Consider the following 26,814-nt stretch of genomic DNA (forward strand, 5'->3'; position numbering starts at 1 on the left):
TCTGGATCCTAATATGCATAACCAGGGAGTTTATTTAATAAGGGATGCGTCAAAATGCCCGGTCTTTCGCACTATTCTTTGCGTCAAAAATTATCCGTGTGGGTAATCCTCTTACATTATTTATTTTCCATTTTTTTGCTTACGGTGCCTCCCGTTGCGCGGGCGCAAACTGAACCTCGTGAAAAGGTTGAAACAGAAAGCAATCAACCCCTGCGGGATAAAATGGCCGGCATGTGGGGAAGCGCCCAACAAAACGGTGCCGGTGATGCGCTGCGCGGCGCGGCAAACAGCGAAGTGAATGCCGCGTTAACGCAGGAGGTGGAAGCGTGGTTAAACCGTACCGGCGGGAAAGCGCGCGTCACGGCAGATGTCGGTATCGGCGGGAGCGACAGCCGCGATTTTGGGCTGGACTACCTGTGGCCGGTCAAAATCTGGCAGCACGATATTCTGTTCACTCAGATGAGCGTACACCGCTGGAACGAGCGCGATATCCTTAACCTTGGTCTCGGCTGGCGTCATACCTTTAACCCGCATCTGATGGCGGGTGGAAACCTCTTTTTCGATCAGGATGTGACGCGTCACCATAACCGGATGGGAATAGGCGGCGAGCTGTGGAGCGACAGTATTCGCACCTCGGCGAACTACTATCTGCCCCTGAGCGGCTGGCGCCATTCTGACGACAGTATGTTTAATGACGATCCCGACCGTTATGAACTGTATGAACGTGCTGCTCGCGGCTGGGATCTCAATCTGGAGACGGCGCTATCTCAGCACGTTGCGCTCAAAATGGGCTGGTTTCAGTGGTATGGCGACAAGGTGGATGTTAACGGCAGCCGCAGCGAGGCCAGCCATAATCCGCACGGGCTCAACCTGGGGCTCAGGTGGCAGCCTGTGCCGCTGGTGGGCGTGAGTGCAGAGCAGAGCATGATCAGCGGCCAGCGAGATAACTTCTCAGTGGGGCTTAATTTCCACTGGGAGTTTGGACGTAAACTGTCTGAGATGCTGGCAAGCGAAAATGCGACGGCCCTCCCTTCGCTGATGCAGTCCGGCACGGAATTCGTCACCCGTAATAACAACATTGTTCTGGCCTATAAGCAGGAAGAAAAAGACAGACGCCTCTATTTCAGCCCAACGGAAAAAACAACTCAGGCTGGCGTGCCTCTGCTTCACGCGGTGAAAGGTGGGCACGGCGGTGTGATTCGCTACACCTCCTCCAGCACGGCGATCGCGACCGTGGAGCCTGGCAGTGGGCTGGTGAACCCAACGCATCGGGGGGATGTCACCATCACCGCGACGGAAACATCCCCTGTCGATCCTGAGCATGTACTGAGTTCCGCCAGCTATCACCTCACCGTTACGGCGGGCGATTTTGCGCCTTCCGTCGAGGACGTTGCCATCGCGGGTGAAATGTCTCCCGGCGAAATCCTGACGGGGAGCTACCGCTATAAAAACAATGAAGGGGAAGATGAAGATCTTAAGCAAACCCGGCTACGGTGGTATGACGCGGACTCAGGCGTGGTGCTGAAGGAAGGTCACGCAGATGAAAAGGATAGCGCGTCGTATGAGGTACAAACGCGTGATATGACCCGCAGCGTGGTCTTCGAGGTCACTCCGGTCAACAAAAAAGGGATCCCGGGGGAAAGCGGGACGGCGAAAATTGCCGGTAGCGCAGCGATTACCCTGCGTATCGATCATCTGCTGTCGCCTGGCGAGATCCGGCGTGACGGCAGCGTGAAGTTCTTCGAAGAGAGTCACGGTGCGCTGCGGCTGGCAGCAGAGGTAAAAGACGGGCAGGATGCTCCCCTGGCCGGGCAGATGGTTTACTGGCAGAGCAGGAACTCGCTTGGCTCGCTGTCACAAAACAGCGTGCTCACTGACGGGCGCGGCCGGGCGCTGGTAGAAATAGAAGACATCATGGCGGATGGAGAGGATGAAATTACGGCCTCGCTGAGCCCGCCAGGCGGGATCCAGAGCCAAAGTGCCACCACCAATGATAGCGTTAAGCAGGAGAAGATGGCGCTGGTTGTCGATTTTGCCCACCCGCTTGCCATTCGTTTTGTGGCATCGCCCGAGCGTGCTGAAGTTGCCACGGAGAAGACGTTCACCGTTGAAGTGACCGACCAGGATGGTAAACCTCTCACGGTTGAGAAAAACGTCACCTGGAGCAGTAACGGTGAAAGCCTCAGCAGCAAGACAGATAGCGAGGGAAGGGCATCCATTGCGCTCACCGCACCGCAAAAAACTACAGAGAAGTGGGTGGTGAGCGCCACGGTGGACGACGTCAGTAGCCCTTCAGAACCGGTACTCCTTGACCCGGGGGCAGTGGCAAAAGTCGTCCTGGACGTTCCGGAAAGTGCGGTTGCAGGCAGTGCGGATAAAACCGTCAGTGCTCAACTGTATGACCGATTTGATAACGCGGTTACCAGCCGTAAACAGGCGATCGCCTGGCGGATTGAAGGGAGCCAGTTCCGGGAAACGCCCACCGGAGACAGCGATGAGCACGGTAATGTCAGTGCAACCGTCGTTATGCCTCAAAAAGCACCCTCGCAGGTGAAGGTCTATGCCGGTGATGAGCAGAAAATCATAAACGTGAATGCCGGGAAGGTTGATCGCATCGAGCTTACAGGCTCGCCGGATACGCTGAATGCCAATGGGAGCAGTACCTCGACGCTGACCGCCATCGCACTGGATGAGCACAACAATGGCGTGCCGGACGCTCCCGTAACGTGGACGCTACTCACGCAGCAGTTTGGCGCGCTGAGTAAAGCGATTGAAAAAACGGATGCGGACGGGAAAGCGACGGCAACATTTACTACCGCATCAGCGGGCGGCAATGCACAAATTGAGGTCGACATTGACGGCCAAAAACAGACGACGCAGCTGACGCTCAACGGTTACCCGATTATCCGCAGCATCACGCTGAACAAAACCGCCGGGCTGAAGGTGGGCGACACGGTAAGCGTGGCGAAGGTGGACGTGGAGCAGAACGGCGGCGGCGAGGTGACGCTGAGCTACCAGTGGCACCGTGACGGTGGCGCGATCGATGCCGCCACGTCGGACAGTTATCGCCTGACGGAGCAGGATACGGGGGCAACTCTCTTTGTGGCGGTCACCGCCACCAACGCGGCCAAAAATGAGGGCTACAGGGAGTCGTCGAAAACGGAGCCGGTTACCGGGAAGGCGTCAGCCGTGACGGTGAGCGCCAGCGCGGACAGCGTGGATGCGAACGGACTGAACACCATTACCTATACCGCCACGGCGAAGGACCGCTTTGGCCGTGCGGTGGTGGGCGAGGCGATTGTCTGGGACATCGACAAATCGGAGCTGGTGAGCCGGGGAGAGGCCAGCGCCGTCACCGGCCCGGAAGGCACGGGAACAATGACCGTCACCGCGAAAAATACCGGCGGAACCGTCACGGTGAGCGCCACGGTCAATGGCCAGAAAGGCGAGTCCGGCGCGGTGCTGAAGGGTATTCCGGCGATCAGAAGTATCACGCTGAACAAAACCGCCGGGCTGAAGGTGGGTGACACGGTAAGCGTGGCGAAGGTGGACGTGGAGCAGAACGGCGGTGGCGAGGTGACGCTGAGCTACCAGTGGCACCGTGACGGTGGCGCGATCGATGCCGCCACGTCGGACAGTTATCGCCTGACAGAGCAGGACACGGGGGCAACCCTCTTCGTGGCGGTCACCGCCACCAACGCGGCCAAAAATGAGGGCTACAGGGAGTCGTCGAAAACGGAGCCGGTTACCGGGAAGGCGTCGACCGTGACGGTGAGCGCCAGCGCGGACAGCGTGGAGGCGAACGGGCTGAACACCATTACCTATACTGCCACGGCGAAGGACCGTTTTGGCCGTGCGGTGGTGGGCGAGGCGATTGTCTGGGACATCGACAAACCGGAGCTGGTGAGCCGGGGAGAGGCCAGCGCCGTCACCGGCACAGAAGGCACGGGAATAATGACCGTCACCACGAAAAATACAGGCGGTGCTATCACGGTAAGCGCCACGATTAACGGGAAAAAAGGTGAGTCCGACGTTGAGGTTTATGGCGCGCCCCTTGTGACAGACCTGCGTATCTCCGGCACGCCGGAAGTGGGACAGATCCTGAGGGCGGAATACACCTTCACGGCAAACGGGGCCGGTACGGATGCTTCCACCTGGCAGTGGCAGTGGAAGGATGGTGAGGCATGGAAGGACGTCACAGGCGGCACGGCAAGAACGTTCACACTGCCGGACAGCTTTGCTGGCTACAGCGTGCGGGTGGTGGTAACGCCGAAGGGCAGCAGTCATCCGTCGCTGACCGGGACGGTACAGGGGAGCCAGGCGGTAGCGGTGTACGGTGCGCCAGCGGTGGCGGGCCTGCATATCTCCGGCACGCCGGAGGTCGGGCAGCTCCTGAGGGCGGAATACACCTTCACGGCAAACGGAACCGGTGTGGATGCCTCCACCTATATTTGGGCGAGGTATGAGAAAACCAGCTGGATGCCGATCGAGGGGGCCACCGGTCGGGAATATACCCTCCGGGACGGAGATGCAGGATACAGTATTAAAGTGACGGTAATACCGAAGGGCAGCAACCAGCCCCAGCTGCAGGGCGAGATACAACACAGCCCGGCGGTAGACGCTTATGGAGCGCCGTCGGTGACAGACCTGCGCATCTCTGGCACGCCGGAGGTGGGACAGAGCCTGAGGGCGGAATACACCTTTACGGCGAACGGAGCCGGTGCGGATGCCTCCACCTATATCTGGGCGAGGTACGAGAAAACCAGCTGGATGCCGATCGAGGGAGCCAGCGATCGGGAATACACCCTCCGGGCCGGAGATGCGGGTTACAGCATTAAGGCGGTGGTGACGCCGAAGGGCAGCAGACAGCCCGCGCTGTCCGGAGCGGTACAGCACAGCCCGGCGGTTGACGGCTATGGCGCACCGTCAGTGACGGGCCTGAAGATCTCTGGCACACCGGAAGTGGGGCAGACCCTGACAGCATTGTACTCATTTAATGCGAACGGGGCCGGTACGGATGCGTCCACCTTCCAGTGGCAGTGGAAGGACGGTGAGGCATGGAAGAATGCGGCAGCCGCAGGCAACACGGCAAAATCATTCACGTTGCCGGACAGCTATGCGGGCTACAGCGTGCGTGTGGTGGTAACACCGAAGGGCAGCAGTCACCCGCTGCTGACCGGGACAGTACAGGAGAGCCAGGCTGCGGCGGTGTATGGTGCGCCGTTGGTGACGGGCTTGAGGATATCCGGCACGCCGAAGGTGGGGCAGACCCTGAGGGCGGAATACACCTTTACGGCAAACGGAAGCGGTACGGATAAATCCACCTATATCTGGGGAAGGTACGAGAAAACCAGCTGGATACCGATCGAGGGGGCCACTGGTCGGGAATACACCCTCCGTAACGGAGATGCAGGATACAGCATTAAAGTGACGGTCATACCGGAGGGCAGCAACCAGCCGCAGCTGCAGGGCGAGACACAACACAGCCCGGCGGTAGACGCTTATGGTGCGCCGTCGGTGACAGATCTGCGCATCTCCGGCACACCGGAGGTGGGTAAGACCCTGAGGGCGGAATACACCTTCACGGCAAACGGAACGGGTTCGGATGCCTCTACCTTCCAGTGGCAGTGGCAGGATGGAGCGGCATGGAAGAATGCGGCAGGCGGTACGGCAAGAACGTTTACGCTGCCGGACAGCTATGCGGGGTATAGCGTGCGGGTAGTGGTAACGCCGAAGGGCAGCAGCCGACCATCGCTGACCGGTGTGGTATTGGAAAGTCCGACGATGGCAGCCTATGCCGCCCCGTCGGTGACGGGTCTGCAGATCTCCGGCACGCCGAAGGTTGGGCAGACCCTGAGGGCGGAATACACCTTCACGGCAAACGGAACGGGTTCGGATACCTCTACCTTCCAGTGGCAGTGGCAGGATGGAGCGGCATGGAAGAATGCGGCAGGCGGTACGGCAAGAACGTTTACGCTGCCGGACAGCTATGCGGGGTATAGCGTGCGGGTAGTGGTAACGCCGAAGGGCAGCAGCCGACCATCGCTGACCGGTGTGGTATTGGAAAGTCCGACGATGGCAGCCTATGCCGCCCCGTCGGTGACGGGTCTGCAGATCTCCGGCACGCCGAAGGTTGGGCAGACCCTGAGGGCGGAATACACCTTCACGGCAAACGGAACGGGTTCGGATACCTCTACCTTCCAGTGGCAGTGGCAGGATGGAGCGGCATGGAAGAATGCGGCAGGCGGTACGGCAAGAACGTTTACGCTGCCGAACAGCTATGCGGGCTATAGCGTGCGGGTAGTGGTAACGCCGAAAGGTGGCAGCCAGCCGTCGCTGACCGGGACGGTACAGGAGAGTCAGCCGGTAGCGGTGTATGGCGTGCCGTCGGTGACGGGCTTGAGGATATCCGGTACCCCGGAGGTGGGGCAGACCCTGAGGGCGGAATACACCTTCACGGCAAACGGATCGGGTTCGGATGCCTCCACCTGGCAGTGGCAGTGGAAAGATGGTCAGACCTGGAGGAATGTCGCTGGCGGCACGGCAAGAACGTTTACGTTGCCGGACAGCTATGCGGGCTATGACGTGCGGGTGGCCGTAACGCCTAAAGGTTCAGGGCAGTCCGTGCCCGGTACTGAGGTCTTTAGTAATGCTATTACCGTAAGATCTAAGCCAGTGCCTTTTGTAACAAACCTGGGTTACAGCGGTAAAACCGGGGCCTGTAACAGAATAACGGCAACCTACACTTACAATGCTAATGGCGGTGCATCCGAAGGCAACACTATATTTCAGTGGAAATGGGGAAGCACCGTTGTTTCCAACGTTCAGGGCGTTACGTTAGGCTATTGGGGGGAAGTCACACTTTATGTGACGCCCGTTAATAAAGACGGTATCAGAGGAAAGACGGAATCAAAAACGTTTAAAAATACTGGTTCAAGCACCTGCGACTGGTAAACACGTTAGTCCAGTCTAATGTGATATCCATACACCAGGGGGGATTTCCCCCCTGAAACCTTACCGGTTTAACGTTTTAGATATGGATTATTTGAATATTACCCTGCTGGGTAGGGGGTTACGAAAAGGAGGCTAGCATCCATGAATAATGTCTATCCTGAAAAGCAAGCATCAATACTCATTGGTGATGCCGCCATGTATTTATCCTTGCGTGGCATGAGCATTGATCATGTTTCTCTCAGTCATTATCTGAGTAAAAAGCTGGAGTATGCCCGGAGTATTGATGATTGCTTGTATGCTGAGGTAATTTGCCTGGCACTTTCAATGTTGAAGGATAACGCGAAGTCAACTGAAGAGTGCTGCTGCAAATATAAAAAGTAGCTAGAGAAATCTATCGATTAACGGTATGACCTTTTATTGCGTTTTCAGTCCTGCCTTCTGCTGTATCGGGCAATTTTGAGTTCTTCAGCAAAATCTAACGCTTCTTTATAATCAAAATTACGCGTCTTTGCATTATGCCTGCCGGGTAGCGGGGCAGGGATTTTCACTCCGAACAGCTCTCCCGTCGTCATAAGCGCATAAACTAATTCAGCCTCGGTGACGCCGGCCAGCTGCGCGAGTACATGTGTCTTAATACAGAAACTTAATTTCACTTTCAATTCTCCTTTTGCAAAATGACACTAAAAGAAAACGGATGAATTTCATGAGATGTCGAAACGCTATGACTTACTCAGGCTATTCACCCTCATTTCATTTCGGTAAAAATCAATAATATTGTCGAGGTTTGGACCCATGAAATTCATGGCGTCAATGGATTCACGCCAGCACGAGAGCGATTCATTCGCTTTTACGTACCATGGATGCTGCTCTTCCTGAGCGAAATGACCCGTAACTAAAACAAGCATATCGGGCTTGATTCTTCTGATGAACTCCAGATATTTCACCAGATGCATCCTCGTGCCAAACGTATCAGCATCGATAATGCATAGCATTCTGCTTTTGGCGATAAAGTAACAGCGTGCTATTTCCGTTAGCCCTTTTTCGAATAAAAAAGAGTTCGTTCGAACGCAAACCCGAATTTTTACATGGCTGTGTTTAACCGATTCTTCCATCATAAGTCTCGCTCAGTAGGGGCAATATATACGATGGCTTTCAAGTCTACTGTTTCAGTCTGAATGCTGACAAGACAACATGTAAATTATTCAGAATAAAATGAGGTGGTACTGATATTCTGCAAGAAAGGATTTATTGTTGAGTTGTGAAATAAAAATTAATTAATCCTGATTTCATTTGTACGTGTATTTTACTGTCTGGGTGTTTCAGGTATGGTCATTCCTGCGTGAACTTGTTGCTTTTTATTTCATCAAAGAGGGTTTCTCATGACAAAGACCGTTGTTGCTTTAGCAATGCTTAGTATTTTCTCAACAGCATCAGTATATGCCAGTGACTATGCGCGTATGATGAATATCGAAAACCCTGATCATCTGAAAATCAGAGTGAATAATGCTACCTATGAGGAAGGTTACAGTAATGATTTTATTCCTCATCTCTGGGTAGGTAATGAAGATAACGGCGTGATGAAGGTTGTCGTTGATAATGGTGTGGTGTTGGATGAATCCATTGAAAACGGTCTTAACTGTAACTATGCCATGATTGTTAGTAAAGATAATGGTGTCAACTTACAGGCAAACGGGAAAAACTGTAGTTATAAGCAAAAGAATTACCGTTCCGTTAACTCGCCTGTGGTGACCATTATTAATGATTCATCTTTAAATCTTCTCCCCTATTTTTCTGTTAACGGGAATGACTTTTTTGCCGCCAGCGGCTCTATTATCCCCAACGGGATCCGAATGTTCACCGGAGATAGTGGTACCTGGAAAAAACAGAGTGTGCGCCACGGTGATAGCCTGAAAGTGAAGTTGAGCTACACGCTGGCAGAATCAGGTTCACAAAGAGAAGTTGTGTGCCCGTCTCTGGACGCGTTAACTGAAAACCGGCTTTATCGCCTTCAGGGCGGAGAACAGAATGCGCTCTGTGTCCTCGAAAGTAACGAGATTCAGATTCAACACGATCGTATCGTGGCCGGATGGAACAAGCCCCTGACCAAAGCAGAGCTTCTGCAGCGGATCGACGCAACCGCCGCAGATGATGATGTCATCATTGATATGCCAGATGATAAATACAGAGCGCTCTATACCCAGCCGGGCGAATATAAAATCCCGCTGAAAGCAGGGGACGCAAAAGCGACGATTACCTTAGTGGTTATCAAAGGGACAATTCCCGTCTCGCAGTAAAATGGACATACGTTAGTGAAAAGCTGAGAAGACTGTCAGGCAACATCTCTCAGAGCATGTTGCCTGACACATTGGGCATCAAGGATGTGCCGTTATTTTCTGCTCGCCTGCACGTACCCACTCTCCAGTTTGTGTATCCCAGCACATCGAGAGTGATGGTAAATAGCGTGACCGCGCAGGCCTCGTGGGTAAGGAAATGACATATTTTTATTCCTAATCATTCCATTAACGACCACAGGCGGCAGGTAACGGTGCCTGTAGATCGCTTTCCACCTGAAATTTCCAGTCGTAATACGTTTTTGCATCGGCAAACTGCTTTGGATCATGACGAAATCCGGTTTTTTTTCGCGGTGTGCCTTTTCCGAGACTGCGTACGCCAATCCAGCGCCCCTGCGGGTCGAGGATCATTCCCCAGTTTTTACTTCCCGTTAGCGGGTCGGCGTAGTGCTGGCGCAGATGATAAAGTGGTTTTCGCCCGCGTTTATCGGTAAGCAACTGTTCAAAACGCACCGGGAAGCAGCCATCACCGTTGCCGCGGTAGGCTTGTATCGCCGCGCGGATTTGATCCCCGCGGGATAAAAGCTCTGCCTCCTGCTGTTCCTGATAACGCATCTGCACCTCGTCGCGACTTTTCAGCAGCGACAGCGCCAACGTGGAGAGCGCAATCAACAGCAGGAGATAGGTAAAACCTCCCTGTCGTTTAATAGAATGCATCACCCTGTTCCTGCCCGGGTTTGGGTGGCGTCTCGACGTCAATAATTTGCCCTTCGTCATCGGTCTTTGCTTCCCAGATATCGCGGCGATTGGTTACCGGATCCAGCGGCATCTGGCGCAGATAACCGGCCTCTATCAGATCCTCAAGGCTGTATGGCCCCGCCAGGCGATCGCGGCGGTAGTGATCGATCGCGCTGCGCAGGGTATGCAGGTTGTGCTCGCGTACCACCTCTTTGGCTTTATCCGCGTGCTGGAAAAAACGTGGAGCAACCAGCGTCATTAATGTGGCGATGATCGCCATCACCACCAGCAGCTCGATGAGCGTAAAGCCTTTTTCACCATTGCGCATAGGGCACTCCATTCAGACCGCTGATCGTACTGGTACTACTGACGTCAAACACATCTTTGCCGCCGCCGCTGAAATCGCCGGGCGGCTGTGTGGATGCGCGTAACCGCCAGGTCTCTTCGTCGTTTTTTCCGTCGCAATCACACATCGGATCGCGCGGAATATGGCGCAAAAAGTAGATCATCGCGCCAGTAGGTGACGACTTATCCCGGACGCCTTCCACCAGACTTTTTAGTGACGGCGGGTATCCCGATTCGCTGGTTTTTTTCTCAATGCGTCCCTCCACACTCGCCTGGTGATAGCGGTCAATAGCATCGCGCAGCGTCCGTAGCGACTCGCGTAGCTGCGTCTCCTGCTGCCGCTGGTGATAGTTACGCATCAGCGGCGCGGCGGCGGCGGCAAGCGTGCCGAGTAGCGCCAGCGTGACGATCATCTCAATCAGGGTAAAACCGCGCTGGCGCTGCATTACGATGCTCCATTTCCCGTTTCTGACGTATCGATGATCGGCGGTGGTAGCGTTGCCGCCCGGTCAGGGAAATGGGCTGGAGGCGCAAGCGCTGGTGCGGTGAACCCACTGCCGGGCTCGTCGCGTTGCAGGTCGCGCAACTGAATGCTATCGCCCGTTAAATCGTCGCTTCCCATCTCAATAGTACTGACGTGGCTGCCGGGTAAATCGAGGTTGCGTTCAATGGTCGGCGTAATCAACAGCACAACCTCGGTGCGCTCTTTGTTGTCGGTATTGCTACTAAACAGGCGACCCAGTCCAGGAATATCGCTCAATAAAGGCGTCCCTTTTTGGGTACTGGTTTCGTCCTGCTTAATCAGCCCTGCTAGCATCTGGGTTTCGCCGTTCATGCTGCTGAGGGTGGTATTGGCTTCGCGTTTGGTCGTGCGGTAATACTTTGCGCCGTTCTCACCGGGCTCCTCGGCGCCCAGGGCGCTGAGCGTAAACTTCACTTCCATCGAGATATTGTCATCCATACTGACTTCCGGCGTGACTTCCAGCTTCAGGCCGACATCCTGATAATCCACTTTCTGTTGTGAGATCCCGTCATTCACGGTGGTGGTCAGCACCGGTATGGTTTGACCAATATCGACCAGCGCTTTTTTATTGTTTTTCACCCGGATCCGCGGGTTTGCCAGGACTCTGGCATTGCTCAACACCTTTTTCATGTCAATGGTCATGTTGTCGATATCGACCATGATATTTTTGGCGTTCAGATCGCCAATGGGGATCCCGCTCCCCTTTAAATCACCGTCCTTACTTTTGGCAAAGCCCGCGCTGATGGCCTGCGGCAGCTTCACGCCGAGCGCTTCAAGATCGTTGGTATTCACTTCCAGCACCTCGACGGCCAGCGTGACCTCCGCTTCAGGGCGATCGAGCGTCACTAACAGACGCTCCGCTTTTTCCACGCTCTCTTTTGGCCCGCGCAGGGTGACGGAGTTGGTTCGTTCATCAACGTGCACATCCTTCAGCTTGACCATATTGCGCAGGGCAACATTGACCTCTTTCGCTTTCGCGTAGCCCAGGAAGATGGTTTTGACGACTACGTCGCGATAGATCTTCTCCTTTTGCGCGGTAGCGGGGTAGATGAGTAACGTATTGCTGTTCAGTACTTTTTTACGCAGATTATTCGACAATAACAGGACGTTGATGGCATCTTCCGCGGTGGTGCGTTTGGCGATCAGGCTGCCGGTGGTGCTGGATGAAATATCTTTGTCAAAGATGATATTTACCCCGGTCATCTGGCTGATGGTGTTAAAGATGGCCAGCAGGCTGTGTTCGCGAAAATTAAGCGAAATGGTTTTTTGTAGCTCCCGGTTCAGCCGTTGTTCTGGCTGGTTGATCCGCGCGACCTCGCGCATCAGGTGATCGCGCAGGGCGCGTGCCTGTGGCCAGTTAGGATCTTCTTCCAGCACCTGCTGGATTTTGTGCAACGCGCGCGCCGGATCGCGGGTGCTGTTAGCCACCGCGTCTCTGTACAACGCGTCCAGCGCCCGACGGGCGTCGAGTTTGCGTAACCCCTGCAAGGCGCGCAGGTTGCCTGGCTCATAGGTGAGCGCATCGCGCCACATCTGTGCCGCCTGGGTGTAGTTGTTCTGACGCACCGCGAGATCGGCGTTTTTCAGGTAGTCATTCACCAGCTTTTTGCTGATGTCAGCCTGCTCGGCGCGAAGCGCGATATCCTGCGGACTCGCGATGCGCTGTTGGTCAATTTCCTTCAGTCGCTTAATCAATACCGGCGGAGAGGCGGTGACCGATTCCCGGACCGGAGGCGTCGTCGTACGTTGCGCACAGCCGCTCACGAACGCGCATGACAACAAAAAAGTGAGAGCAATTATTTTCTTCATGATTAGTGTGTCGGTTCCGATTGCAGCTCATCCAGTTCCAGGCGTTGCTGGATATGGCTGGGCTGCCATTCAAACAGGAGGTGGTCGTTCGCCACCGCTTTTAACATCCAGTCGTCGATCGGCGAACTGCCGATCCAGATCTTGCCGTCTGCTTTACAGCGTTCGCACACCGGCCAGGTCTCTTTGCCATCCGTCAGCACAATGATCCTTTGACGGTTTTCCCACCAGGCACCAAGTACCTGTAGCGGTAGCGGCGGCGCGGCAGGTTGCGCCTTTTCTGCCCGCTCGCTTTCCGGCTTTTTTTCTGCCGCGTCTTGCGCTCTGTTACGCAGTGTTGAAAAGAGATCGATGCGCGTTGAGTGCGCCGTCTCCTGTTTTGCCGGTGCGGGCCGTGGGCGCGAGACAGGCTGCACCTGGTGCGGCGCTTGCGACACCTCTTCCCCGGCAACCAGACTCCAGATCGTCGCGCCGGCGGTCAGCACCAGCGCCAGCTGTAAATAGCGCGGCAGTTTCATGGCGACTCCTTCAACAGACGAAGTTGTACGGTGGCGCTGAGCTGGGTGTCCGATGGGCCTGCGCGGCGCAGGCTTAGCTGCTCAATGCGTAACGGCAAAGTGCGACTGAGCTGCTCCAGTGCGTCAACCAGCGGCAGATATTCACCGCGCAGCGGAATATCCAGACGTAGCGCCGTTTTGCCGTCGTCTTTTTCCAGCTGATAGCGACTGGCGTCGACCTTCAGCCCGCGGCTCCTGAATTGGGTAAAAAGGAGCCTTACCTGCTGATACTCTCCAGGGCTGATGCGGCTTTGCAGTTCAGGCTGTTGTTTATCCAGTGGCAGCGCGGTCTGTAGCTGTGCATGGATCCGGGCAAGGTTCTCCTGCAGCTGAATGGTGTGCGGCCGGACAGCCCCAAGCCACAACACCAGCAACCCTGCGGGCAGCCCGGTGAGCAACAGCGGGATCGTTCCGATGCGTCCGGCAAGCAATGCGGCCTGCCAGCGCAATACGGCGGACTTATTCTGAAACCGCATGCTGCTCCTCCGCCGTAACGTTGACGTCGAGCACCGCGTTAATCGGCCAGGCAGGATCGCCCTGCGCCGACTGGCGATGGTTTTCCAGCACCACGCGCGCGGGCAACTGCTGTAGTCGCTCGCTAAAGGCGAGCAGGGCGTCAAGATTGCTGGCAGCTACCGTGAGGCGCGCGTCGTATTTGCTGGCAGTGACTTCAATGCTCAGGAGCGCAATATCGGGCGTCAGTACGCTGCCGATGTTGTCCAGCAGTTTGATGGCCGGTGGAACGGCCTGCAGTTGCTGAGACAGACGCAATCGCCGCTGTTCGGCTTCACGCAACTGGCGCAGCACCTGCTGACGTTCTGCAAGCTGCTGCTGCGCCCGGGACGTCTGTAGCTCAAGGTGCTGGTGCTGGAGCAGGCCATACGTCACGGCGACGGCGAGCGGTACACAGAGGAGTCCGGTTAATAACAACGCGCGTGAGGCCCACGGGGAGTTACGCGTAAACAGCGGTGTCATGTGGTCTCTCCTGTAGCGCTAATTCCTGATGGTGCTCACCGTCGGTATGAATGACGTAGCCAGGGCAATCCCGCATTCCGCTTAGCCGGGCGATAACTCGCAACTGGGCGTCCATCTCCTGCTGTGGCAGAGTGAGCGTCCAGACGTCGCGCCAGTTGTGATGCTGACGGCTGGCAATCCGGCTGTGGTGGGGACTCATTGCCACAAACAGGCCGTTTTCCGGTAGTGCGTGGCTGAAGTGGTTAAACAGCTTTTGAAACGGGGTGATAACACCGCGAAAACGCAGCCGCTCCCTGCGCGCCAGCGCGCCAAGCATGTGCCAGCAAGATTGTTTCAGGCAGGCGGCCATCGCCGAGTGCTGCCAGTCAAGGGTCTCAAAGCGTACCTGCCACTCGACGGGAGGACTCACGCGATGAACCGCCTGCTGCCGGGCAAGCTGGAGCAGCTCCTGCGGTGTGGTTACGCCGTCATGCCAGGGCTGAATTAAAAACGTCAGATCGTCGGTATCGAGGTGAAATTCCACCGCATCACGCCAGGGTAAGACGGACGGACGCAGGCGCAGCAGCGTTTCGAGCGCGGCCTCAAGGGGGGCATCGGGCTGGCGTTCATGCGTGGCGATCACCATGTTGTTGCGGCGCAATCGCACGGCATGGGGCCAGATGTCGCACTGCCAGGTATTAGTGAGTGATAACACGGTTCACCTCCTCCCAGGTGGTTTTGCCTTCGACCACGGCGCGCAACGCGATGGTCGAGAGCGGAACAAAACCGTCATTCAGCGCCACTTCCTTTAATTTGCGGCGAGGCGAGCGCGCCAGCATCGCCTCTTTCATCGCGTCGCTGAAATGCAACACTTCCGCCAGCGCCAGCCTGCCGCGATAACCGCTGTCGCGGCAGGTATCGCAGCCCCGGCCTCGTCGCCAGCGGGGGGAAAGCTGCTGCAGCGGGCCGGATTGCCACGCCGCGAGAAGATCATCTGCGGGCGTGGCGTCATCAATGCAGTCCGGGCAGATCTGGCGTACCAGCCGCTGCGCCACCACGCCGTTGAGAGCGGTGATCAGGCTGGCGGGTTCTACCTGCATATATAAAAAACGTTCCAGGACGCTAAAGACATCGTTGGCGTGAACCGAGGAGAGCACGACGTGGCCGGTGAGCGCTGCCTGGACGGCAATGCCGGCGGTTTCGCCATCGCGGATCTCACCTACCAGAATGATGTCCGGATCGTGACGCAAAATGGCACGTAATCCACGGGCGAAGGTGAGCCCTTTTTTATCGTTTACCGGAATTTGCAGTACGCTGTTGAGCTGATACTCCACGGGATCTTCAATGGTGATGATTTTGCATTCACCGCTGTTGAGTTCGCTGAGTGCCGAGTAGAGGGTGGTGGATTTCCCGCTTCCCGTTGGCCCGGTCACGAGCACCATGCCGTGGGGCAGATGGGTCAACTGACGAATGGCATCCAGCGTGTGTTCATCAAAGCCGAGCGTCTCCAGTCGCAGGTTCTGATCGTGAGATTTATCCAACACGCGCAGCACGGCATCCTCTCCGTAGACCCCCGGCATAATGGAGACGCGAAAATCAACGGGACGCTGGAGGATTAACGCCTTAAAGCGTCCGTCCTGAGGCGTGCGTCGCTCGGAAATGTCCATGCAGCTTAATACTTTAAGACGGGAGATAACCTGTTCCGCCTGCTGAAGCCCGGCGCAGTGCCGAATGCTATGCAAGACCCCATCGATGCGGTACTTCACCATTAGCCCGTCTGCTACGGCGCAAAGATGAATATCGCTGGCGCGGCTTTGCAGGGCATCAAATAGCGTGGCGTTGACCAGCTTAATGACGGCATGGGGTTCGCTGGCGATGGCCGCAGGGGTTATCTCCAGCCATCGCGCCTCTTTATTCTCGTCACTCTGTTGCTGCTCTAACTGATCGAGCGTGCGTTGTTGTTTTGCCAGTTCATCAAGCCGGGCGTTGAGCCGGGAAAGTGGGGCTAGCGCGGGAAGGGCGTTCATGTTATAGGCCCACTGGCGCAAAGCCAGCGAAAACGGATCGCCCAGCGCAACGTGGAGTTGACCGTTAACACGCAGCGGCAGTGCACGCTGACTGAGGGATTCGGTCAGCGGTACGCTATTGAAATCCTCTTCACTGTCGACAAGGAGTGCGGGTGAGAGCGGCGTAAGCCCCAGGGCTTCGGCGGCGTGTTCTAACGCGTCGGGAAAACTGTCCAGCAGTTCCGCCAGTGCCTGAAGGCGCTGCTCGTCTGGCAGGTCGAAAAGGGGTTCTACAGATGGTGAGTGAGACATTATTGCAATCCTCCTGCCAGTTCAAAAATGGGCATGTACAGTAAAAACACGACGAGCCCAACGATGCCGCCAACGACCATCATCAGAATCGGTTCAAAAATTTTGCTAAAGGTTTCAATCGCGCGTTCCAGCGATTCATCATAAAAAGCCGCGATCCGCTCGCACATCGCAGGCAGTTCACCGCTGCGTTCGCCGACCTGGAGCAGGCGGCTGGCGACCGGAGTCGTCATCTGTTGGGCTTCCAGCATGCGGGATAGCGACTCACCGGCGGCGACGTCGCGGATAACCTGTTCAACCTGCTGCCGATGGCTGGTGGGCAGGATTTCCCGGCTCAGCATTAATGCATCAGGCGCGGGAAGGCCGCCCTGCAACAGCAGGCCCAGCGTGCGGTAGAAACGCACCAGCACTGAAAGCTGATGCTGCTGGCGTAACGCAGGAATGCGTAGCAACACACCGAGCGCTCGCTGGCGCAGGCGCGGGCTACGAACTGCCATCACGATGCCTGCGACCGCTACCGCACATCCGGCCAGCAGAAGTGAACCGTGACTCTGCGTCAGGCGCCCCCACCAGAGGATTAGCTGCGCGCTGGCGGACGGGTTCTTCATTCCATCAAACACCACGGAAAATCGCGGAATAATAAAGCCGAGCAGAAAGAACAGAATCGCTCCCCCGGCGGAGAGCACAATTGTCGGGTAGAGCAGGGTTGATTTAATCCGCTTGCGCAGAATTTCCATTCTGAATTCGTAAAACTGAAAACGCTTCAGCGCTTCGGGTAAGTGTCCGGTTTGCTCTGAAGAGGCAACGGTATTAATCAGCAGAGGTGGAAATAGCGCAGGTAACGCCATCATAGCGTGAGACAGCTGTGCCCCTTCGTAGAGCTTTTTAACCAGCGTATCCAGGACCAGCGAGGTGCCACCGTCGCGGCTACTTTCGCGCAGCGCTTCGACGGCCTCGACCACGACCAGCCCGGCCTCCAGCAGGGCGATAAGCTCCTGCAAAAACAGATTTAATGGAAAGCGTTTCTCCTTACGGGCGGGGCGTTCCTGCACCTGTAAAACAATGCCGCCGCTGGCAATAATGCGGGCGCTGGCATCATCAGGTGACGCGGCAAGCACGGTCTGATTGACGCGTTTCCCCCCCTGGAGGATGGTGACGATATATGGTTTCATTTTGGCGACAGTGTATGGCTCTGCCTTTTAAGGCGGGCATAATGCGGAGCCACTTTTTTTATATATTGTTGACGAAGCGCGCGGCGCTGCGGGGTATTTGCCGTTCCGGCGTTATAAGCCCCCACAGCGTCCCAGGTATAACCAAAGCGCTGGATTTGACCTGCCAGGATCCAGGCGCCGGTCATGACACTTTGGCAAGGATCGTTAAGCAGATCTTTTTGACTAATACGAAATTTACGTAGCGTATCGAAGTGAATGCTGTTGATTTGCATCAGACCGACATCCATTGAGCCATCACGGTTTTTGTTGATGGCTCGGGTATCGCCGTTGGATTCCACTATCGCTATCGCCTGTAATAGCTCTGGCTCAATGCCGTAACGTTCTCCTGCCATTTGCCAGCAATCGGCACGGCAGGAAAATACGCTGAAGATAAACAGCGAATATAAGGACAGGCGTAGCATTTTCAGAATCCGTACGTGACAGGCTTACCGTCTTTACCACCGGAAGTAATTTCGACTTCATTAATGGCGTCTTTTGTCCGCGAGGGGTTATGAAACTGATAGGGATTTCCCCAGGGGTCTAACGGCACATGCTGGCTGAGATAAGGGCCATTCCAGTTTTGCACGTTGGACGGTTTCTCGGTCAGTGCTTTCAGCCCTTGCGTTTCACTTGGATAACTGCCGGTGTCGAGGCGATATTGCCCTAGTGCCTCAGCAAGTGAGCGCATCTGTCGGGCAGCGGTTTTCTCTTTAGCCGAGTCGACATTGGAGAAGACCTTAGGTCCGACAAACCCTGCCAGCAGCGCAATAATCATCAGTACGACCAGCAATTCAAGCAGGGTGAAACCACCCTGTTTTCGCATCACGTTTGTTGCGTATTTCATTGAGAGCGTCCTTATTGGATATAAGTTGTGATTAATTTCTGAATTTTCCCTGAAAAAAGCGTGGGCACATAGGTATGCCATCTTTTTTAAGTAGTGAAGATGGGAAAGTTAAATAAAGAAGCGTCTTACAGGATGCGAGAATTTTCTCGATTTGTCGTTGAGGAATTTATTATAAATACGGGAGATATTTCTGATTGATTTCGTATGTGTAAATAATGGCAGATGTCCTGCGGCGGAATAAATATAAATGGCGCGGACTTTTTTAGCAAAAGATATTTCTTATTTAATGCGGACGGTTTCCTGACTCTCTTCTCTTTTATCCCCAACGATCTTAGCGCTAAAAAAAAAGACAATTTGAGAGGTAATCCACAGGACTATCATCACAAAGCGATAAGGAACTTTGATGAAAAAACTCACATTATCTCTGTTAATTGGTAGCGCATTAATGGCGCAGTCGGCTTTCGCGGCGCAGGCACCTCGAGCAGTCACCTATCTTACCTCCTGGGGTATTTCGGTTGATTCCATTGAGGCTATGAAAGAGGTGAAAGCCGATACCTTCCTGATTTCATTTGGCGGCTGGGATGAGCACGGTAATATGTCCAGCTCAGATAATATCATGTCGGTACCGCAGTATAATGCGTGGGACATCAATGCTCCCTACGTGGTGTGGAGCCAGCTGAAGCTGGCGCAGCCTGAGAAAAAAATGATGCTGGCGCTCGGAGGTGAAACTTACTCCTCTATGTGGCCTTATCTGAATAACGATCAAACGCGAGAAACGCTGGCGCAGAATCTGGTGAAACTGCTCAACACCAACTTCCCGGTATATAAAAAGAACCTGAAGCCGGAAGAGATGGTTGGCGAATGCCTGAGTGCCAACTGGGAAGGCAAATGTGATATGACGCATTACCAGATGGCCGGTACCGTTCAGCTTGATGGCATCGATTTTGACTTTGAAAAACCAGAACGCGTCACCCCAAAAGAAAACGACAGCGTACTGAAACTGGCTACGCGGGTACGCGAACTGCTCAATGCCTCTGGCAGCAAAAAGCTGCTGAGCCTGACCACCTATCATGTTGGCGCTGACCCGGAAGGCTGCTCCAATAGTGCGGTAACAGAGAATTGCTCCTTCGTTGAGCCGAACCGCTCTTCACACCACGGCGAAGTGCTGCCGCTGCTGACCCAGGGGAAAGACGTTTTCGATTTCTTCAACGTCATGGCCTATGACGCCGGCCCGCGCTTTAAGTATGACGTGGCGATGGCCAACTACACCCGTGCCATTGGCGATAAAAGCAAAATCGTTCTCGGCCAGACCATTAACTCCCAGTGGACACCCGATCCAGAACAGCGCTTTGTTGAGAGCCGCCAGAATAACGTAAACCGTGCGGGCTGGCAGGCGGAGAAAGGCTACGGCGGGTTCTTTATCTGGGCGTTGGGCATAAACGACCAGCAGTTATCCATACCTCAGCAGGTTGACTACTTCAATGAAATGAAAGAGCGCGCCGATCTGATGTCGCCCGATCGCCCGGTAGATACTGTTGCACCTACCGAGCCGACGAAACTCAAGGTGTTGGAAAACAATACAACAATCACCCTCGGCTGGAATGCATCCGAAGATGAGGTAGGGGTGACGGGATATGACATCTACCGTGATGACGCTCAGGTCGGTACCTCAACGGGTCTCAGTTGGACCGATAACGATGTGGTTACCAGTGGCGTGACCTACCACTATTTCGTGAAAGCGCGTGATGCGGCAGGCAATATCTCAAAAAGCAGTAATGTGGTTGAGGTGAAGACCATTGTCGTTGATGAAGGGCTCCCAGGTCAGCCAACTGGACTGGCGGTGGTTTCGAAGACGGAAAACAGCCTGACGGTGAAATGGAATGCGGTAGACAAGGCGGAGAAATACCGCGTACTGCGCGACGGGAAGGAGCTGCTTATCGAGAAAGGTACGCAGATTTACGACACAGGCCTGCGCGCGGGCACGACCTACATCTATCAGGTGATCGCAGAAAACGCCAAAGGTCAGTCGCAGGCGAGTGCGCCACTCAAGGCCACGACGGACGAAGGGACGGTGACACCTGGGCCAGAAGGCGAGTGGAAAGTCGGTGTGAACTACAAAGTGGGAGAGGTGGTGACGTATGAAGGCAAGCAGTATCGCTGCCTGCAGGCTCATCCTTCTATGGCTCACTGGGCGCCTTCTATGGCTCCGGCGCTGTGGCAGCCTGTCCCTTAATCTTTCACGGCCCTCGCATGGGGGCCATTTTCAGGAGCCAGAGTGATGATGTTAAGGACGCTGATTGCCGTGCCGTTGATTGTACTATTTTCCGCTCCGCTCACGCAGATGGCGAATGCGCAGGCCCTTCAGGCTGCGCAACAGCATGTCGCAGAAAAACAAAACTGGAAGACGCTGGTATGGCTGGCAAAAGGGGACAAACTGATGGTTACCAACACCGGTACAACCGCGGTTCACCTTAAAAAGTCGATCGTATTGATGCCCGATGAGATGGGGTTAATGCTGCATACCGACACCATTTTACCGGGCGAGACGCTGCAGGTAATGGGCGCGTGTCCGCACCATTTGCCGTTACAGAAAGAGGTGATTATTCATCTGCCCTCATCGGATGTATCGCACCGGCTGGTGCTAAACCATTAAGTGAATACGACCGGTACAAGACTTGTATTACTTTTTGTTAATGCAATGTTGCTTAAAATGGTGCACCTAATTAACATTTGCACAACAATGGTGCGTTATTTGCACTATGGTTGTGCGTTTTATGTTCTTTTTCTCAGATGCCAGCTTCCAGCATCGGCTACATTTGTAACAACGTATTGCTGTAACCCGTTAATTTCTTATTCTTTTTCCAAAAGATTCATGAACCAATGAAAGATTGGTTCGTTTATTGCTTAATCATTAGCACGGTAAGTAGAACGTCATATCAATAGCTTATCGTTAATAAAAATAAAGTAATGATGAAAGCGAGCGAACCAATATGGAAAAACCGTCACGGTTTCTGGCAAATTCCAGCACCGCGCTTGAACAGCTGCGCGGGCTAATCAACCAGCACGAGTCAACACCAGGCACTCCGCTGCCCACAGAACGTGAGCTATCGGAGACTCTCGGCGTAGGACGACGTGAAGTGCGTCGTGCGCTGGATGTGCTGGAAGAAGAGGGGCGCATCTGGCGTAAGCAGGGCAAAGGAACGTTTATCGGTCCGGCGGCACCTGTTGAACCCCTGGCCCTTCAGGGATTGGTTCAGCAAACCAACCTTCTGGAAGTGATGGAAGCTCGCCTACAGCTCGAACCCGGCTTAGCCCGGCTTGCGGCACTGCGTGCCACCAGGGAAAACCTCGCGCTTATGCAGCGCATGCTGGAACGCATTGATAAGGTCAGCCCGGATGACCGCGATCTCAACGAACTGTGGGATAGCGCCTTTCACCGCGCCATTGCGGAAGCGGCGGGTAATCGCCTGATGCTCGGCCTGTTTGATGCCATTGATGCCGTCAGACGTGAACCGGGCTGGCAGCATCTGCGTGAATTAGCCCGCACGCCCGAACGTGTCGATAGCTATAACGACCACCATCACAAGATCATGTCTGCGATTATCCATCGCCAGCCTAACGAGGCAGCGGCCGCCATGCGCGAACACCTGCTTAGCCTGCAAACCGCCCTGATTCATGCTATCCACCTTGAGGACGACTTCACGCTATGACGACGATCCCGTTTAAGGATTCCACGCCTGTACTGCGGCTGAATAATCTCAACGTCAAATTTTCCGGCTCTCCGGTGAGCGTACTGGACGGCATTTCCCTGACGGTCAAAGCGGGCGAAACGCTGGCGCTGGTGGGGGAGTCAGGCTGCGGGAAAAGTATCACCTCATTGGCGCTGATGGGATTGCTGCCTGCCAGCGCGCAGATTGTCAGCGGGGAGATGCAGTTTCGCCGTCACGATCTGCGCAAGCTCTCGCCGCGGGAATATGCCGATCTGCGCGGCAGCGAGCTGGCGATGATTTTCCAGGAGCCCATGACCTCGCTTAACCCGGCGTTTACGCTGGGCGATCAGCTTAGCGAAGCGGTAATGCGACACCAGAACGTCTCGCGCGCAGAGGCGATGAAGGTCGCGCTGCAGATCCTCGAGAAGGTACAGATCCCGGCCGCAGAGATGAGATTGAAAGCGTACCCTCACCAGCTATCCGGCGGAATGCGCCAGCGCGTGATGATTGCCATGGCGCTGATTAACCACCCCAAATTACTGATTGCGGACGAACCCACTACCGCGCTCGACGTCACCATCCAGGCGCAAATTCTCGCCTTGCTCAACACCCTTAAAGAAGAAACGGGCACGGCGGTGCTGATGATCACCCATGATTTAGGCGTGGTGGCAGAAGTCGCCCAGCAGGTGGCGGTGATGTATGCCGGGCAGGTGGTGGAGCAGGGAAGCGTGGAGGCCATCTTTGCCGACCCGCAGCACCCTTACACCATCGGCCTGATGGGGTCGATCCCCTCTCTGGGCGCACGTAAAGGCCCGCTTTCCACCATTCCCGGATCGGTGCCGCTGCCGGAATCCATGCCGAAAGGCTGCCGTTTTGCCACCCGTTGCCCCTTTGCGCAGGCGCGCTGCCATGATGAAAAACCGCAGCTCGCTACGCCTGGAACTGGTCATCAGGTTGCCTGCTTCCGCGTGCCGCTCGAACACCACATTGCCCTGGGAGAGACCGCATGACTACGCCCATTCTTGAAGCCCGCGACCTAAGCAAGCTGTTCCCCGGCCCCAAAAAACTCTTTACCCCGGCCCGGTTTGTCACGGCGGTCGATCGCGTTTCGCTTGCCGTGATGCCGGGCGAAACGCTGGCGATAGTGGGGGAGTCGGGTTCAGGAAAATCTACTCTCGGTCGTCTGCTGCTGCGTCTGCTGGAAGCCAGTGAAGGGCGCGTGTTTTACCAGGGGGAGGAGATCACGCATGCATCGGGGGCTCGCCTCAACCAGCTCCGGCGTGAATTGCAAATTATCTTCCAGGATCCCTTTGCGTCGCTCAACCCGCGCATGACGGTGGAGCAGATCGTTGGCGAGCCGCTGTGGCTGCACCAGAACATGAAAAAAGCCGATCGTCAGTATCGCGTCGCCGAGCTGCTTAAGACCGTTGGCCTGCCCGCCGCCTGGGCCGGACGCTACCCGCACGAGTTTTCCGGCGGGCAGCGCCAGCGTATCGGCATTGCGCGCGCGCTGGCTTCGGGGCCGAAACTGCTACTGGGCGATGAGCCTGTCTCTGCGCTGGACGTCTCCGTGCAGGCGCAGGTGGTCAACTTGCTTGAAAGCCTGAAGCATCAGTTCGGCCTGACGATGGTGATTGTCGCCCACGGTCTGGCGGTTATCCGCCATATGAGCGACCGCGTGGCGGTGATGTACCTCGGGCAAATCGTCGAGCTTGCCACCGTCGACGAGATTTTTGACGCGCCGCTGCACCCCTATACTCAGGCGCTGATCGCCTCGGCGCCGCAGATGCAGCCCGGCGTGGAACGCGACGCATCGCTGCTGCAGGGCGATTTGCCGAACCCGGCTAACCCGCCGTCCGGCTGCCGTTTCCACACCCGCTGTCCGTACGTCACCGATGAATGCCGCCAGGTCGAGCCGATCAATCAGGTGCTCGACGGCGGACGTCAGGTTGCCTGCCACCGCTGGCAGGAGATTAACCGCGATCGCAGCGTTATCCAGATCGCACCGCCATCCGCCGCTTTTCTGCGCCGCCGCGCGCTGTTTGAACACGCGGCCACTCACTCGTCCCTTCCTTCAAGGAACTCATGATAATGACAATGCGTAATTCTCTTTTGACCGTACTGGGAAGTGTTATGTTGCTTGGCGCGGCGCTGCCCGCCCATTCTGAAAGCGTGCTGCGTATTGGTCTGGGCGCAGACCCGGACATGCTCGACCCGCATCTGGCGCGCACCTACTATGGCCGCTTCGTGTTTGCCTCCCTGTGTGACAGGCTGGTGGATGTGGATGAAAATCTGAAGGTCGTACCCGGTCTGGCCAAAGACTGGGCGTGGAGTGACGACGGTAAAACCCTGACGCTCAATTTGCGTGAAGGCGTCACTTTCCACGACGGTGAGAAATTCGATGCCGCTGCAGCGAAATACAACCTCGACCGCGCCCTGACCATGAAAGGCTCTCTGCGTAAAAGCGAGATCTCGTCGGTGGAGTCGATTGTCGTCACCGGCCCGATGCAGATTGCCCTGCACCTGAAAACGCCCGATGCCGCGCTGCTGATGCAGCTCACCGACCGCGCGGGCGCGATGATGGCCCCCGAAGCGGCGAAAAAGCCTGACTTTGCCGCTCATCCGGTCTGTTCCGGCCCGTATAAATTCGACAGCCGCGTGTCGCAGGACCGCATTGTTCTGACCCGTTTCGACAACTACTGGAACAAAGACGCCTACCACTTCGACAAAATCATCTATCTGCCGATCCCGGATGCTTCCGTGCGCCTGGCTAACCTGCGCGCGGGCGATCTCGACCTGACTGAAGGCATCGCCGCCAGCGACGTCAAAACCGTCGAAGCCGACAGCAAGCTGGCGCTGGCGAAGGTGACGGGCCTGGGCTATCAGGGGATCACCTTTAATATCAATAACGGCAAGGTACCCGCCAACGATCCGTTCAAAGATGCCCGCGTGCGCGAGGCGTTTTCTCAGGCCATCGACCGCGATGCGTTAAACCAGGTGGTCTTTGAAGGGCTTTACACCCCGGCAAACCAGGCGTTTTCGCCGGTCAGCCCGTATCACGTTAATCTGCCGGTCCCACCGCGCGATGTCGACAAAGCGAAAGCCTTGCTGAAAGCCGCAGGCGTGACCGCGCCGCTGACCGTCAACCTGCTGGTGCCGAACAACCCAACCTCCCAGCAGGTAGGCCAGGTGCTTCAGGCTATGGTCGCCGAGGCTGGCTTTACCCTGAACCTGCAGATGACCGAATTCGCCACGCTGCTGGATCGCCAGCAGAGCGGTGACTATCAGCTGAGCTTCTCCGGCTGGTCGGGTCGCCCGGATCCGGACGGAAGCATCTACGGCTTTATCAACAGCAAAGGCACGCTTAACGACGGCCGCTACAGCAACGCGCAGGTCGATGAGTGGCTGACCCAGGCGCGCCAGAGCACCGATCAGGCCGCACGCCAGCCGCTGTACGACAAAGTGGTGAAGCAGCTGCAGACCGATATGCCGATTGCCTACCTCTACTTCGAGCCGCGCATTTTTGGCCTGAACAAGAAAGTGCAGGGCTTTAAGCCTTATCCGGACGGCATCGTGCGTCTGGCCGGTTTGACGCTGGCGAAATAAACGTCCTGAGGAGAGCCCATGCTGGAACTGATTTGCAAACGTCTGCTGCTGGCCGTCCCAACGCTGTTGCTGGTGAGCATGATGGTCTTCGGGCTGCAAAAGCTGCTGCCCGGTGACCCGCTAATCGCCATGGCCGGGGAGGAGCGCGATCCGGCGGTCATCGCCCAGCTGCGTGCGGAGCTGAACCTCGATGCGCCGATCCCCGTGCAGTATTTCAACTGGCTGACGCGCGCGCTGCAGGGCGATCTGGGCGTCTCCTTACGCACGCATGAACCGGTAACGCAGCTTATTGCCAGCAAGCTGCCGGTCACGCTGGAGCTGTCGCTGCTGGCGATGATCATCGCGCTGGTGTTCGGCATCAGCATGGGGATCCTCGCCGCGGTGAACAAAAACAGCTGGGTCGATCACGGGGCAAACTTTGTGGCGATCTCGGGGATCTCGATTCCCCACTTCTGGCTGGGGATCCTGCTGATTCTGGTCTTCTCGGTGAACCTGCAGTGGCTGCCCGCGTCTGGCTATGTGCCGTTCAGTGAAGATCCGCTTCAGAACCTGCGTACGTTACTGCTGCCCGCTGCCGTGCTCGGAACCGGTCTGGCGGCGACGCTGATGCGCCATACCCGCGCGTCGATGATTGCGGTACTGAAGGCGGACTACATCCGCACCGCGCGGGCCAAGGGGCTATTGCCGAAAGCGGTGATCTTAAAGCACGCGTTTCGCAACGCGCTGGTGCCGGTGATCACCCTCACCACGCTGCTGTTCGGCGAGCTGCTGGGCGGCGCGGTGCTGACCGAGCAGGTCTTCACCATTCCGGGCTTCGGCAAGATGATCGTCGATTCGGTATTTAACCGCGACTATGCGGTGGTGCAGGGCGTAGTGCTGATCGTGGCGATCGGCTTTCTGATGCTGAACCTGCTGGCTGACGTGCTCTACGTCCTTATCAACCCGAAAATGCGAGGTTAA

The 26,814-nt window shown here is 56.0% G+C and carries 24 protein-coding genes; 10 read left to right on the forward strand and 14 right to left on the reverse strand.

The window, feature by feature from the left end; all coding sequences use genetic code 11:
- The first annotated feature begins 222 nt into the window (after positions 1-222).
- Together E3U32_RS12215 and E3U32_RS12220 are read left to right on the forward strand one after the other, a co-directional pair.
- Positions 223-6,954, forward strand: a complete 6,732-nt coding sequence (locus tag E3U32_RS12215) for an inverse autotransporter beta domain-containing protein (protein WP_166790938.1) — start codon at positions 223-225, stop codon at positions 6,952-6,954.
- 141 nt (positions 6,955-7,095) lie between these two features.
- Positions 7,096-7,335: a hypothetical protein gene (locus E3U32_RS12220; RefSeq protein ID WP_134349011.1), complete on the forward strand. Its 240-nt coding sequence runs from the start codon at positions 7,096-7,098 to the stop codon at positions 7,333-7,335.
- 44 nt (positions 7,336-7,379) lie between these two features.
- On the opposite strand, the gene E3U32_RS12225 is transcribed toward E3U32_RS12220, so the two are convergent.
- Together E3U32_RS12225 and E3U32_RS12230 are read right to left on the reverse strand one after the other, a co-directional pair.
- Positions 7,380-7,607, reverse strand: coding sequence for a hypothetical protein (locus E3U32_RS12225; RefSeq protein ID WP_134349012.1), 228 nt, complete (start codon positions 7,605-7,607; stop codon positions 7,380-7,382).
- 66 nt (positions 7,608-7,673) lie between these two features.
- Positions 7,674-8,069, reverse strand: a complete 396-nt coding sequence (locus tag E3U32_RS12230) for a hypothetical protein (protein ID WP_134349013.1) — start codon at positions 8,067-8,069, stop codon at positions 7,674-7,676.
- A 264-nt stretch (positions 8,070-8,333) separates the two neighbouring features.
- Between E3U32_RS12230 and E3U32_RS12235 the strand changes: the two genes are divergently transcribed.
- Positions 8,334-9,248, forward strand: a complete 915-nt coding sequence (locus E3U32_RS12235) for a hypothetical protein (protein ID WP_134349014.1) — start codon at positions 8,334-8,336, stop codon at positions 9,246-9,248.
- A 225-nt stretch (positions 9,249-9,473) separates the two neighbouring features.
- Here E3U32_RS12235 and E3U32_RS12240 read toward each other — a convergent pair whose 3' ends face one another.
- The 12 genes from E3U32_RS12240 to gspG are packed head-to-tail and all read right to left on the reverse strand — an operon-like array spanning position 9,474 to position 18,538.
- Positions 9,474-9,962, reverse strand: coding sequence for a type II secretion system protein (locus E3U32_RS12240; protein ID WP_134349015.1), 489 nt, complete (start codon positions 9,960-9,962; stop codon positions 9,474-9,476).
- Positions 9,949-10,311 (reverse strand): type II secretion system protein, encoded by a 363-nt coding sequence (locus tag E3U32_RS12245; RefSeq protein ID WP_134349016.1) that lies wholly within the window; start codon positions 10,309-10,311, stop codon positions 9,949-9,951. The genes E3U32_RS12240 and E3U32_RS12245 overlap by 14 nt, the downstream gene beginning before the upstream one ends.
- Positions 10,298-10,774, reverse strand: coding sequence for a type II secretion system protein (locus E3U32_RS12250; RefSeq protein ID WP_134349017.1), 477 nt, complete (start codon positions 10,772-10,774; stop codon positions 10,298-10,300). The genes E3U32_RS12245 and E3U32_RS12250 overlap by 14 nt, the downstream gene beginning before the upstream one ends.
- On the reverse strand, positions 10,774-12,615 hold the full coding sequence (locus tag E3U32_RS12255) for a secretin N-terminal domain-containing protein (RefSeq protein ID WP_286164325.1): 1,842 nt from the start codon (positions 12,613-12,615) through the stop codon (positions 10,774-10,776). Before E3U32_RS12255 ends, E3U32_RS12250 begins: the two co-directional genes overlap by 1 nt.
- Before the next feature lie 47 nt (positions 12,616-12,662).
- Complete coding sequence (locus E3U32_RS12260) at positions 12,663-13,175, reverse strand: hypothetical protein (protein WP_134349019.1); 513 nt, start codon at positions 13,173-13,175, stop codon at positions 12,663-12,665.
- Positions 13,172-13,690, reverse strand: a complete 519-nt coding sequence (locus E3U32_RS12265) for a hypothetical protein (RefSeq protein ID WP_134349020.1) — start codon at positions 13,688-13,690, stop codon at positions 13,172-13,174. The genes E3U32_RS12260 and E3U32_RS12265 overlap by 4 nt, the downstream gene beginning before the upstream one ends.
- The gene (locus tag E3U32_RS12270) at positions 13,674-14,189 is read right to left on the reverse strand and encodes a hypothetical protein (RefSeq protein WP_134349021.1); all 516 of its coding nucleotides are present in this window, start codon (positions 14,187-14,189) and stop codon (positions 13,674-13,676) included. The genes E3U32_RS12265 and E3U32_RS12270 overlap by 17 nt, the downstream gene beginning before the upstream one ends.
- On the reverse strand, positions 14,167-14,883 hold the full coding sequence (locus E3U32_RS12275; protein ID WP_134349022.1) for a hypothetical protein: 717 nt from the start codon (positions 14,881-14,883) through the stop codon (positions 14,167-14,169). Before E3U32_RS12275 ends, E3U32_RS12270 begins: the two co-directional genes overlap by 23 nt.
- Positions 14,867-16,486 (reverse strand): GspE/PulE family protein, encoded by a 1,620-nt coding sequence (locus E3U32_RS12280; protein WP_134349023.1) that lies wholly within the window; start codon positions 16,484-16,486, stop codon positions 14,867-14,869. Before E3U32_RS12280 ends, E3U32_RS12275 begins: the two co-directional genes overlap by 17 nt.
- The gene (locus E3U32_RS12285; protein WP_134349024.1) at positions 16,486-17,655 is read right to left on the reverse strand and encodes a type II secretion system F family protein; all 1,170 of its coding nucleotides are present in this window, start codon (positions 17,653-17,655) and stop codon (positions 16,486-16,488) included. The genes E3U32_RS12280 and E3U32_RS12285 overlap by 1 nt, the downstream gene beginning before the upstream one ends.
- Positions 17,652-18,116, reverse strand: coding sequence for a lytic transglycosylase domain-containing protein (locus tag E3U32_RS12290; RefSeq protein ID WP_134349025.1), 465 nt, complete (start codon positions 18,114-18,116; stop codon positions 17,652-17,654). Before E3U32_RS12290 ends, E3U32_RS12285 begins: the two co-directional genes overlap by 4 nt.
- Positions 18,117-18,118: 2 nt before the next feature.
- Positions 18,119-18,538, reverse strand: coding sequence for a type II secretion system major pseudopilin GspG (gene gspG, locus E3U32_RS12295; protein WP_134349026.1), 420 nt, complete (start codon positions 18,536-18,538; stop codon positions 18,119-18,121).
- Positions 18,539-18,941: 403 nt separating this feature from the next.
- Between gspG and E3U32_RS12300 the strand changes: the two genes are divergently transcribed.
- The 7 genes from E3U32_RS12300 (at position 18,942) to E3U32_RS12330 (ending at position 26,814) form a co-directional block, all read left to right on the forward strand.
- Positions 18,942-20,771, forward strand: coding sequence for a glycosyl hydrolase family 18 protein (locus E3U32_RS12300; protein WP_134349027.1), 1,830 nt, complete (start codon positions 18,942-18,944; stop codon positions 20,769-20,771).
- Between the two features lie 42 nt (positions 20,772-20,813).
- The gene (locus tag E3U32_RS12305; protein WP_134349028.1) at positions 20,814-21,191 is read left to right on the forward strand and encodes a hypothetical protein; all 378 of its coding nucleotides are present in this window, start codon (positions 20,814-20,816) and stop codon (positions 21,189-21,191) included.
- 337 nt (positions 21,192-21,528) lie between these two features.
- Positions 21,529-22,248 (forward strand): FadR/GntR family transcriptional regulator, encoded by a 720-nt coding sequence (locus E3U32_RS12310; RefSeq protein WP_108090747.1) that lies wholly within the window; start codon positions 21,529-21,531, stop codon positions 22,246-22,248.
- Positions 22,245-23,258 carry an ABC transporter ATP-binding protein gene (locus E3U32_RS12315; protein WP_134349029.1) on the forward strand — a complete coding sequence of 338 codons (1,014 nt, stop codon included), beginning with the start codon at positions 22,245-22,247 and terminating at the stop codon, positions 23,256-23,258. The genes E3U32_RS12310 and E3U32_RS12315 overlap by 4 nt, the downstream gene beginning before the upstream one ends.
- The gene (locus E3U32_RS12320; RefSeq protein WP_134349030.1) at positions 23,255-24,337 is read left to right on the forward strand and encodes an ABC transporter ATP-binding protein; all 1,083 of its coding nucleotides are present in this window, start codon (positions 23,255-23,257) and stop codon (positions 24,335-24,337) included. The genes E3U32_RS12315 and E3U32_RS12320 overlap by 4 nt, the downstream gene beginning before the upstream one ends.
- 2 nt (positions 24,338-24,339) lie before the next feature.
- Entirely contained in the window at positions 24,340-25,854 is a 1,515-nt protein-coding gene (locus E3U32_RS12325; RefSeq protein ID WP_208527911.1) for an ABC transporter substrate-binding protein, read from the forward strand.
- 18 nt (positions 25,855-25,872) lie between these two features.
- Positions 25,873-26,814: an ABC transporter permease gene (locus E3U32_RS12330; protein ID WP_134349031.1), complete on the forward strand. Its 942-nt coding sequence runs from the start codon at positions 25,873-25,875 to the stop codon at positions 26,812-26,814.

This window comes from Lelliottia nimipressuralis (genome assembly GCF_004402045.1).
GTDB classification, from domain to species: Bacteria; Pseudomonadota; Gammaproteobacteria; order Enterobacterales; family Enterobacteriaceae; genus Enterobacter; species Enterobacter chinensis.